The 9555-nt window shown below is 71.7% G+C and carries 10 protein-coding genes and 1 pseudogene; 6 read left to right on the top strand and 5 right to left on the bottom strand.

Annotation, left to right across the window (positions count from 1 at the left end):
* The 4 genes and pseudogenes from V7Q31_RS15345 to V7Q31_RS15330 form a co-directional block, all read left to right on the top strand.
* Positions 1-321: pseudogene (locus V7Q31_RS15345) on the top strand (pyrroloquinoline-quinone synthase PqqC); the annotation flags it as partial.
* Positions 318-608, top strand: coding sequence for a pyrroloquinoline quinone biosynthesis peptide chaperone PqqD (pqqD, locus tag V7Q31_RS15340; protein WP_333834739.1), 291 nt, complete (start codon positions 318-320; stop codon positions 606-608). The pseudogene V7Q31_RS15345 and the gene pqqD, both read left to right, overlap by 4 nt.
* Positions 608-1720, top strand: coding sequence for a pyrroloquinoline quinone biosynthesis protein PqqE (pqqE, locus tag V7Q31_RS15335; RefSeq protein WP_333834738.1), 1113 nt, complete (start codon positions 608-610; stop codon positions 1718-1720). Before pqqD ends, pqqE begins: the two co-directional genes overlap by 1 nt.
* A gap of 88 nt (positions 1721-1808) precedes the next feature.
* Positions 1809-3323 (top strand): YifB family Mg chelatase-like AAA ATPase, encoded by a 1515-nt coding sequence (locus tag V7Q31_RS15330; protein ID WP_333834737.1) that lies wholly within the window; start codon positions 1809-1811, stop codon positions 3321-3323.
* A gap of 5 nt (positions 3324-3328) precedes the next feature.
* Here the strand turns inward: V7Q31_RS15330 and V7Q31_RS15325 are convergent, their stop codons facing one another.
* From V7Q31_RS15325 to pip, 4 genes are all read right to left on the bottom strand, one after another.
* The gene (locus V7Q31_RS15325; RefSeq protein WP_333834736.1) at positions 3329-3787 is read right to left on the bottom strand and encodes a DUF4399 domain-containing protein; all 459 of its coding nucleotides are present in this window, start codon (positions 3785-3787) and stop codon (positions 3329-3331) included.
* A gap of 93 nt (positions 3788-3880) precedes the next feature.
* Positions 3881-4846: a hypothetical protein gene (locus tag V7Q31_RS15320; protein ID WP_333834735.1), complete on the bottom strand. Its 966-nt coding sequence runs from the start codon at positions 4844-4846 to the stop codon at positions 3881-3883.
* Positions 4847-4859: 13 nt separating this feature from the next.
* Positions 4860-5333 carry a transcription elongation factor GreA gene (greA, locus tag V7Q31_RS15315; RefSeq protein WP_333834734.1) on the bottom strand — a complete coding sequence of 158 codons (474 nt, stop codon included), beginning with the start codon at positions 5331-5333 and terminating at the stop codon, positions 4860-4862.
* 168 nt (positions 5334-5501) lie between these two features.
* Positions 5502-6488, bottom strand: a complete 987-nt coding sequence (pip, locus tag V7Q31_RS15310) for a prolyl aminopeptidase (protein ID WP_333834733.1) — start codon at positions 6486-6488, stop codon at positions 5502-5504.
* Between the two features lie 83 nt (positions 6489-6571).
* Here pip and ubiG point away from each other — a divergent pair, with 83 nt between their 5' ends.
* Complete coding sequence (ubiG, locus tag V7Q31_RS15305) at positions 6572-7306, top strand: bifunctional 2-polyprenyl-6-hydroxyphenol methylase/3-demethylubiquinol 3-O-methyltransferase UbiG (protein WP_333834732.1); 735 nt, start codon at positions 6572-6574, stop codon at positions 7304-7306.
* A 109-nt stretch (positions 7307-7415) separates the two neighbouring features.
* A complete protein-coding gene (locus tag V7Q31_RS15300; protein WP_333834731.1) occupies positions 7416-7913 on the top strand; it encodes a hypothetical protein in 498 nt (165 codons plus the stop codon).
* Here the strand turns inward: V7Q31_RS15300 and V7Q31_RS15295 are convergent.
* Positions 7900-9555: AAA family ATPase (locus V7Q31_RS15295; protein WP_333834730.1), on the bottom strand; the 1656-nt coding region annotated here is incomplete at its 5' end. The genes V7Q31_RS15300 and V7Q31_RS15295 overlap by 14 nt on opposite strands.

Below are 9555 nucleotides of genomic sequence, written 5' to 3'. Positions count from 1 at the left end.
CTGACCGAGATGTTCTCGCCGATGATCATCAAGGCGCGGGTGTCGGGGATGCTGCGCCACTACGACTTCGTCAGCCCCGAGACTCTGCGGTATTTCGACAAGCGCCTGACCGAAGCGCCGCGAGACGCGGATTTCGCGCTCGACTACGTCAAGCGGCACGCGACGACGCCCGAGACGCAGCGGGCGGCGATCCGCGCGCTCGAATTCAAATGCGCCATGCTCTGGAGCCAGCTCGACGCCATCGAGCACGTCTATGTGAACGGCGCGCCAGCCCCGGGCGCCTGGGCGCCCGGGATCGCAATGACGGAGCAAGCGGCGTGAGCGGACTGCAGGGACCGGCCGACGACCAGCGGCCCTATATGCCGCGCGGCGTGCGGCTGCGCTGGTGCGACGTCCGCAAAGCCTGGTTCCTGCTGGCGCCGGAGCGCGCCGTGAAGCTCGACGCCATCGGCTCTGCGATCCTGACGGCGCTCGACGGCGAACGCGACTTCGCCGCCGTCGCCGCCAAGCTCGCCGCCGATTTCAACGCGCCGCAAGAGCAGGTGGCGAAGGACGCGCGGGCGTTTCTGGCCGATCTGATGCGCCGTCGCATGGTGGAGGCCGCGTGATGACCGAGGCGAAACCCCTGCTGCGCGCCGACGCGGCGATCCCCGTTCCGATGGCGATGCTGGCCGAGCTCACCCATCGCTGCCCGCTCAAATGCCCCTATTGCTCCAATCCGCTCGACCTGGAGCGGCGGTCGTCCGAGTTGTCTGCGGAGGTCTGGGCCGACGTGTTCGCACAGGTGGCGGCCATGGGCGTGCTGCATGTGCATCTGTCGGGCGGCGAGCCGGCGGCGCGGCGCGACCTGCCGCAGATCGTGGAGGCGGCGGTGCGCGCCGGGCTCTACGCCAACCTCATCACCTCGGGCGTCGGGCTGACCGAGAGCGTCTTTGGCGATCTGGTCGCGCGGGGGCTCGACCATGTGCAGCTCTCGATCCAGGGGGCCGATTCGGCCAGCGCCGACCGCATCGGGGGCTATGCGGGCGGTTTCGAGACCAAGATGCGGGTGGCGGGCTGGATCGCCGAAGCGGGGGTTCCGCTGACGGTGAACGCGGTGATGCACCGCCAGAACCTCGACCGCCTGCCGGAGACCATCGACCTCGCGGTGCGGCTCGGCGCGCGGCGGCTCGAAATCGCGCACACCCAGTATCACGGCTGGGCCTACCGCAATCGCGGCGCGCTGATGCCGACGCCCGAGCAGGTCGCACGCGCCGGCGACATCGCCGCGCAGGCGCGCAAGCGGCTCGAAGGCGTGCTGGCCATCGACTACGTCACGCCCGATCATCTGGCGAAATACCCCAAGCCCTGCATGGGCGGCTGGGGGCGCGTCGGGCTGAACGTCACGCCCTCCGGCAAGGTTCTGCCCTGCCATGCCGCCGAAACCATCCCCGGCATGGTCTTCGACCGCGTCACCGAACGCCCGCTCGCCGAGATCTGGGCGGAAGGCGCGGCCTTCGCGGCCTTCCGGGGGACGGCGTGGATGCCGGAGCCCTGCGCCTCCTGCCCGCGCAAGACCGTGGACTGGGGCGGCTGCCGCTGTCAGGCGCTGGCGTGGACGGGAGATGCGTCGGCGACGGACCCCGCCTGCACGCTGAGCCCTCACCACGCCCGGATGCGCGCCGAGGCGGAGGCCGAAGCGGAGGCGTTCTCCGACGCTTTCGAGCAGCGGGTCATGTGAGGCGTCGCCCCCTCCCGGCGCAGCGACAATTGCGCCGCTCCCCTCTGGGTCGCCCGCAGCGCTAGGGTCGCGGATCGGGCGGGGGAAGATGGTCGCGCGCACCTACACTGTGGCCTTTCAGGGCGTCGAGGCGCGCGAGGTGGACGTCCAGTGCCAGCTCTCCGCAGGCCTGCCCGCTTTCGCCATCGTGGGCCTTCCCGACAAGGCGGTGACCGAGAGCCGCGAGCGCGTGCGCGCGAGCCTGTCCGCCATCGGGCTCGCGCTGCCGCCCAAGCGCATCACCCTGAACCTCGCCCCGGCCGACATGCTGAAGGAGGGGGCGCATTTCGACCTGCCGATCGCGCTGGCGCTGCTCGCGGCGATGGAGGTGATCCCCGCGCATGAGGCGTCGCGGCACACGGCGATGGGGGCGCTGTCGCTCGACGGCGCGCTGACCGCGGTGGCGGGCGCGCTGCCCGCGGCGCTCGCCGCCGCCGAGGCCGATCGCAGCTTCATCTGCCCCGCCGCCTGCGGCGCGGAGGCGGCGCTGGTGGGCGGGGTGGAAGTTCTCGCGCCCGCCGATCTGGTGGCGCTGATCAACCATTTCGCCGGTCGCGCGCCGCTGGCCGCGCCGCGCCCAGCGCCGCCGTGCGCGCGGGTCGCTCCGCCGGATCTCGTCGATGTGAGGGGTCAGGCGCGGGCGCGGCGCGCGCTGGAAGTGGCCGCAGCCGGCGGGCACAACATGCTGATGATGGGCCCGCCAGGCGCCGGCAAGTCGATGCTCGCGCTGCGCCTGCCCTCGATCCTGCCGCCGCTCTCGCCGCAGGAGGCGCTGGAGGTCTCGATGATCCATTCGGTCGCGGGGCTGATCGAGGGCGGGCGGATCAGCCGCTCCCGCCCGTTCCGCGCGCCGCATCACTCCGCCTCGATGGCGGCGATGGTGGGCGGCGGGCGGAGGGCGGCGCCGGGCGAAGTCAGCCTCGCCCATCACGGCGTGCTGTTTCTCGACGAGCTGCCGGAGTTTCCCCGCCCCGTGCTCGAGAGCCTGCGCCAGCCGCTCGAGGCGGGCGAGACCGTGGTGGCGCGGGCGAACGCTCATCTGCGTTATCCCAGCCGCGTGCAGCTGATCGCGGCGATGAATCCCTGCCGCTGCGGCCATCTGGCGGACCCCGCGCAGGCCTGCTCGCGCGCGCCGGGCTGCGGGCTCGATTATCAGGCGCGGCTGTCGGGGCCGCTGATCGACCGCATCGACATCCAGATCGAGACGCCCGCGCTCACGCCCGAAGAACTCTCGCGCGCGCCGCTGGGCGAGGCGTCCGCCGCCGTCGCTGATCGGGTGGCGGCGGCGAGGGCGCGGCAGGGTGCGCGCTACGCCCGGTTGGACGCGCCGGTGTCGATCAACGCCGCCGCCGACGGCGCGCTGCTCGAACAGATCGCCCGGCCCGACGCCGAGGGCCAGGCGCTGCTCGACCGCGTCGCGCAGGCGCTGCGGCTGACCGCGCGCGGCTATCACCGGGTGATGCGGCTCGCGCGCACCATCGCCGATCTCGACGGCGCCGACCGGGTGGGGCGGCCCCATGTCGCCGAGGCCGCCTCCTACCGCCGCGCGCCGCTCGCGCGCTGACGGACTCACTTCACGGTGATCTCGATCACCTCGGACACCACGGGCGGGGAGTGGGGGACGTGGTTGTGGTCGCCGAGCACGAGCTGCAGCGTGTGCGTTCCCGCCGGCAGCTCAAGCGTGATCTCGGTCTGGCCGCCGCCGAAATGCTTGTGATGATCGTCCGCCGGCAGCGCGAGCTCGAATTCCTCGGCGCCGAACTCCCCCTGGCCGAGCGGGGGGCGGTTGATCAGCAGATGATGGTGGCCGGTGGCGGGCTTCTCGATCCCCGCCGGCGCCACGCCCATTCCGCGCAGGCCGAACACGACCGTCACCGGGTTCGAAACGGTGGCGCCGTCCTCCAGCCCTACGAAATAGAGCTGAGCGCCCTCGGGCGCTGCGGTCTCCTGCGCGGCGAGCGGGGCGGCGGCGACCATGAAGGCGAGCATGGCGGCGAAAGGCGCGGCGATCCTGAACGATGAGGTCATGTCTCTCTCCCTGTTCTCCCGCGCTCGGGCCGGCGGGCTGGCGGAGGGGAGCATAGCGCGTCTGCGGCGCGTCGCCACAGGTCAGGGGGCCGCTCAGTCGAATGCGCCCATCGCGCGGGCGACGAGCATGAAGGCGCGCGCCGAGCGCGTGTCGGCGATGCGCAGCAGCAGCGGATCGCGCCCGGTCTCGCGAAAGACCCGCTGGATGAACGGCCCCCAGCGGCGCGCGAAGACGAGCGCCGCGTCGCGGAAGATCGCGTCGCGCTTGAGCCGGGCCTGGACCAGCGCCAGCGCCGCCTCGTCGCGCACCCCGCCGATGGCCGCCGCCGCCGCGCCCCGAGCGCCTTCGGCGTAGGCCGCCCATGCGTCGAGGCTGGCGGGGACCGGCGCGAGGTCCTCCATGTGCAGCCCGTCGGCGGCGAGCATGGTCAGCATGTCCTCCGCCGCCTGCAGCAGGCGCGCCGCCTCCGGGTCGCGGACGGCGGCCTGCAGCGCCGCGAAGCCCGCCGCGTCGCGATCGTCGCGCGGGAAGTCGAGCGCGCGAGCGAGGTCGTCCCAGGAGGGCGAGCGCGGGCCGTCGCCGGGCGGCATCTCCGCGAAGGGCAGCGACGGCTCGTCGGCGGGGGCGGCGCGACGCGGTTGAGGCGCGGGAGAAGGCGGGGCGGGGGAGGGCGTCGCAGGAGGAAGCGGCGCCGGGGAAGGCGGGGCGGCTGCGGTCGCTTCGAGCGCGCGCCGCAGCCCTGCGATCTGCGTCTCCAGTCCGGCGATCCGCGCGGCGAGGGCGCGCAGCTCGGCGGGCGGCGTCGACGTCGACGGCGGCGGGGTCGGCGCAGCCTGCGCCTGGGTCGCCGCCGCAGTCTCGGCGCGGCGGAGCAGCGCGACCGCAACCGCCAGCAGCCCGGCGGGCGCGAGCGCCGTCAGGATGAAGAGCAGCGCCGCGAGCCGTCCGAGCGGCGGCGTCGCGACGGCGTAGAAGCCCGCCGCATACGCCGCCACCGCCAGCGCCCAGAGCGCCGCGGCGGCCGATGCGCCGAGGGTCAGCCGGTCGGGAGGCGCCATGGCGGGCGCAGGGTCAGACGTAGTCGACCTTGAGGACTTCGTAGCAGCGCCCGCCGCCCGGTGTCATCACTTCGACGCTGTCGCCCTCGGACTTGCCGATCAGCGCGCGCGCGAGCGGCGACTTGATGTTGAGCTTGCCGTTCTCGACGCTCGCCTCGACTTCGCCGACGATCTGGTAGGTCTTCTCCTCCTCGGTGTCCTCGTCCACGAGGCGCACCGTGGCGCCGAACTTGATCGTGTCGCCCGCCACCTTGAGCGGATCGATCACGTCGGCGCGGCTGATCAGCCCTTCCAGCTCCTTGATGCGGCCTTCGATGAAGGACTGCTTCTCGCGCGCGGAATGGTATTCGGCGTTCTCGCTCAGATCGCCATGCTCGCGCGCCTCCGCGATCGCCTGGATGATCGCCGGGCGCTCGACGGATTTGAGCGTCCGCAGCTCGGCCTCGAGCGCGGCGTAGCCGGCGGCGGTCATGGGAACCTTCTCCATCGACGGGCTCCTTCCAAGGCGCGCCGCGATGCGGCGCCATAAAACAAAGGCGAGCCGCCCAACCGGGCGGCCCGTCACTCGCATTTACGATAATGAGGCAGGTTCGGGGGCGCAAGGCCCCCGATCGCGCCCTGTCCCGAACCGGGTCGGGCGACGGTTCCGGGGCGCTCAGCGCGCGAGGCTGCGAGCGGTGCGCCGGGTCTCGCGGAAGGCGTCGGTCGCCGACAGAAGCTCCGCCGTGATCCCCGGCTCCGAGAGCGCATGGCCGGCGTCGCCGACCAGCCGCAGATCGGAGCGCGGCCATGCCTTGTGCAGCATCCACGCGGATTGCGGCGGGCACACCATGTCGTAGCGCCCCTGCGCGATCACGCCGGGAATGTCGCGCAGCGCCCCGGCGTGCTTCAGGATGTGGCCGTCTTCGGGCAGAAAGCCCGCATTGTGGAAGTAGTGGCACTCGATCCGGCTGAAGGCGCGCGCATAGGCTGCGTCTCCGAAGCCGGGGCGGGCGCGCGGATCGGCGCGCAGCGTCGCCGTCGAGCCCTCCCAGCGCGCCCAGAGGCGGGCGTGGTCGGTCTGGCTCGCGAGGTCCTCGGTCATCAGCCGGCGGTGATAGGCGGCGATCAGGTCGCCGCGCTCGTGCTCGGGGATCGGGCGGACGAACTCCTCCCACAGATCGGGGAAGAACTGCGCCGCGCCGCCGCCGTAGAACCAGTCGAGTTCGCGCTTCTCCATCAGGAACACGCCGCGCAGGATCAGCGCGGAGACGCGCTCGGGATGGGCCTGCGCGTAGAGCAGCGCCAGAGTCGCGCCCCAGGAGCCGCCGAACACCGTCCAGCGCTCGACGCCGATGCGCCGCCGGATCGCCTCGATGTCCTCGATCAGGTCCCAGGTCGTATTGCGCTCGACGCTGGCGTGCGGGCGCGAGCGGGCGCAGCCGCGCTGGTCGAACAGGGTGACGTGCCAGGCGTCAGGGTCGAAATAGCGCCGCATCCCGGGCGAACAGCCGCCGCCCGGCCCGCCATGCAGCACCACCGCCGGCTGCGCGCCGCGGGTCCCGCATTCCTCGACATAAAGGTCGTGCCCGCCGGGAACGGCGAGGCGGAAGCGGTGGAACGGCTCGATCGCGGGGTAGAGCGCGCGACGCGGCGAAATCATCTGCTCTCCTAGGCTCGCGCGAGGCGGCGCGTGGCTCTATGTCATAGGACGAGACTGCGCGATAGCATAGCGGAGCGGCGGCCATGTCCAACACCATCGATCCCGGCGAGATCGCCAAATTCGACGCGATGGCCGCGCGCTGGTGGGACATCGACGGTCCGGCGGCGCCGCTGCACCGGATGAACCCGGTCCGGCTCGACTACGTCGTGGCCCAGATCGCCGCCCAGTTCGGGCGCGACCCGCGCGCGCCCCGGCCGTTCGAGGGCCTCAGCGTGCTCGACGTCGGGTGCGGCGGCGGGCTCGCGACCGAGCCGATGGCCAGGCTCGGCGCGTCCGCGACCGGGATCGACGCCGCCGAGGCCGCCATCGCGGCGGCGCGCGCCCATGCCGCGCTCGACGGGCTCGACATAGACTACCGCCAGATTTCCGCCGAGGCGCTCGCCGCCGAAGGCGCGGGCTTCGACGCGATCCTCGCGCTCGAGATCGTCGAGCATGTCGCCGACCGCGCGGCCTTTCTGCGCCCGCTCGCCGAGATGCTGCGCCCCGGCGGGCTGCTGATCCTGTCCACGCTCAACCGCACGCCGGCGAGCTTCCTCAAGGCCGTGGTCGGCGCGGAATGGGTGCTGGGCTGGCTGCCGCGCGGCACGCATGACTGGCGGCGCTTCGTCGCGCCGGATGAGTTGGAGATCGCGCTCGCGGGGGCGGGGCTGCGCGCGGTCGACCGGATGGGGATGGTCTATGCGCCGCTCGCCGACCGCTGGCGGCTCGACCGGGACGATCTGTCGGTGAATTACCTGATGGCGGCGACCCGCGCCTGACCACTGCGCAACCGGTGCGCGCAGCATTGGTTTACTGCGCGCAATTCGATGGAAATTGTCCGAAAACCGGCGTGAGATGAGGGCCCAGCGCCAGCATGGGAGCCGCGTCGTGCCCAGCCTTCCGCATCGTGACCGCGATCCCGCGGCGGCGGCGCATCCCGACGCGACGGCGGTGCGCCGCCTGATCGCCCGCGACCTCGCCGCCCTCGACCCCTTGCGCCGACGGCGCTACCGCGCGCGGCTGGCCCGCCTTATCGAGGACGCGCGATCACGTCGCGATGAAGCCGAAAGTGCGCGCGCAGCGCGGACGGTGTCGGCGCTCTTGAGCGCTGCGGCAGCGGGCGCGGTCTCGGTGGCGCTGGTCCTCGCAACCGCCGCCGTCGAGGCGCCCCCGATGCTGCGCATCGCCTTCGCGGCGGCGGCGCTCTGCGCTGCTGTGGTCGCCATCGACGCGATCGGGCGGCGACGTGCGGCGCAGCGCAACGAAGACAGTCCCGAGCGCACGGCGCTGGGGCTGCATCGCGAAGCCTTCGCCACGCTGAGCTATGCGGCGGACCTCCCGCCCGCGCCGCCGCGCGGGCGGGACGCGCGGCTCAATCGGCGGTGAGCAGCGGCGTCTCCTGGCGCGGCAGGCGCGGCGCGCCGGCGGGCGTCATCTCGAGATGCAGCTTGTCGTCGCGCAAGAAGATCTGGACCAGCCCGCCCTTCACCAGCTTGCCGAACAGCAGCTCCTCGGCAAGCGGCTTCTTGACGAACTCCTGGATCACCCGGGAGAGCGGACGCGCGCCCATCTTGTCGTCATAGCCCTTGTCGGCGATCCACTGCGCCGCCTCGGGGCTGAGTTCGATGGAGACGCCGCGATCCATCAGTTGGGCTTCGAGCTGGAGCACGAACTTCTCGACCACCTGAAGGATCACCTCGCGCGGCAGCGGCGCGAAGGACACGACGGCGTCGAGGCGGTTGCGGAACTCCGGCGTGAACATCTTCTCGATGGCCGCCAGATCCTCGCCTTCGCGCCGCTCGCGCCCGAAGCCGATGGCCGATTTCGCCTGCTCCTGCGCGCCGGCGTTCGACGTCATGATGAGCACGACGTTGCGGAAGTCCACCGTCCGACCGTTATGGTCGGTCAGCTTGCCGTGGTCCATCACCTGCAGCAGCACGTTGTAGACGTCCGGATGCGCCTTCTCGATCTCGTCGAGCAGCAGCACCACATGCGGCTGCTGGTCGACCGCGTCGGTCAGCAGGCCGCCCTGGTCGAAGCCGACATAGCCCGGCGGCGCGCCGATCAGGCGGCTGACGCTGTGCTTCTCCATGTATTCCGACATGTCGAAGCGCTTGAGCTCCACGCCCATCACATCGGCGAGCTGCTTGGCGACTTCGGTCTTGCCGACGCCGGTCGGGCCCGCGAACAGATAGGAGCCGATGGGCTTCTCCGGCTCGCGCAAGCCCGCCCGGCTGAGCTTGATCGCCGAGGCGAGCGCCTCGATGGCGGCGTCCTGGCCGAACACGACGCGCTTGAGGCTCGCTTCGAGGTCGCGCAGCATCTCGCCGTCGTCCTTCGAGATGGTCTTCGGCGGGATGCGGGCGATCTTGGCGACGACTGCTTCGATCTCCTTGGCGGTGATGGTCTTGCGCTTCTTGCTCTCGGGCAGCAGGTGCTGCGCCGCCCCCGCCTCGTCGATCACGTCGATCGCCTTGTCGGGGAGCTTCCGGTCGTGGATGTATTTGGCCGACAGGTCGACGGCGACCTTGATGGCCTCCGCCGTGTAGCGGATGTCGTGATGCTCCTCGAAATAGGGCTTGAGACCCTTGAGGATCTTGATGCTGTCTTCGATCGACGGCTCGTTGACGTCGATCTTCTGGAACCGGCGGCTCAGCGCGCGGTCCTTTTCGAAATGCTGGCGATATTCCTTGTAAGTCGTCGAGCCCATGCAGCGCAGGGAGCCCGACTGCAGCGCCGGCTTGAGCAGGTTGGAGGCGTCCATCGCCCCGCCCGAGGTGGCGCCGGCGCCGATCACCGTGTGGATTTCGTCGATGAACAGGATCGCGTCGTGATGCTCCTCGAGCTCCTTCACGACCGCCTTCAGCCGCTCCTCGAAATCGCCGCGATAGCGGGTGCCTGCGAGCAGCGCGCCCATGTCGAGGCTGAAGATCGTGGCCCCGGCGAGCACGTCGGGCGTCTCGCCCTCGACGATCTTCTTGGCCAGCCCCTCGGCGATGGCGGTCTTGCCGACGCCGGGGTCGCCCAC

Origin of the sequence: Rubrimonas sp. (assembly GCF_036788415.1) — a bacterium.
In the GTDB taxonomy this organism is placed as follows: Bacteria; Pseudomonadota; Alphaproteobacteria; order Rhodobacterales; family Rhodobacteraceae; genus Rubrimonas.
Note: the sequence above shows the minus strand (reverse complement) of the source record. Positions and strands in the feature narration are given on the sequence as shown.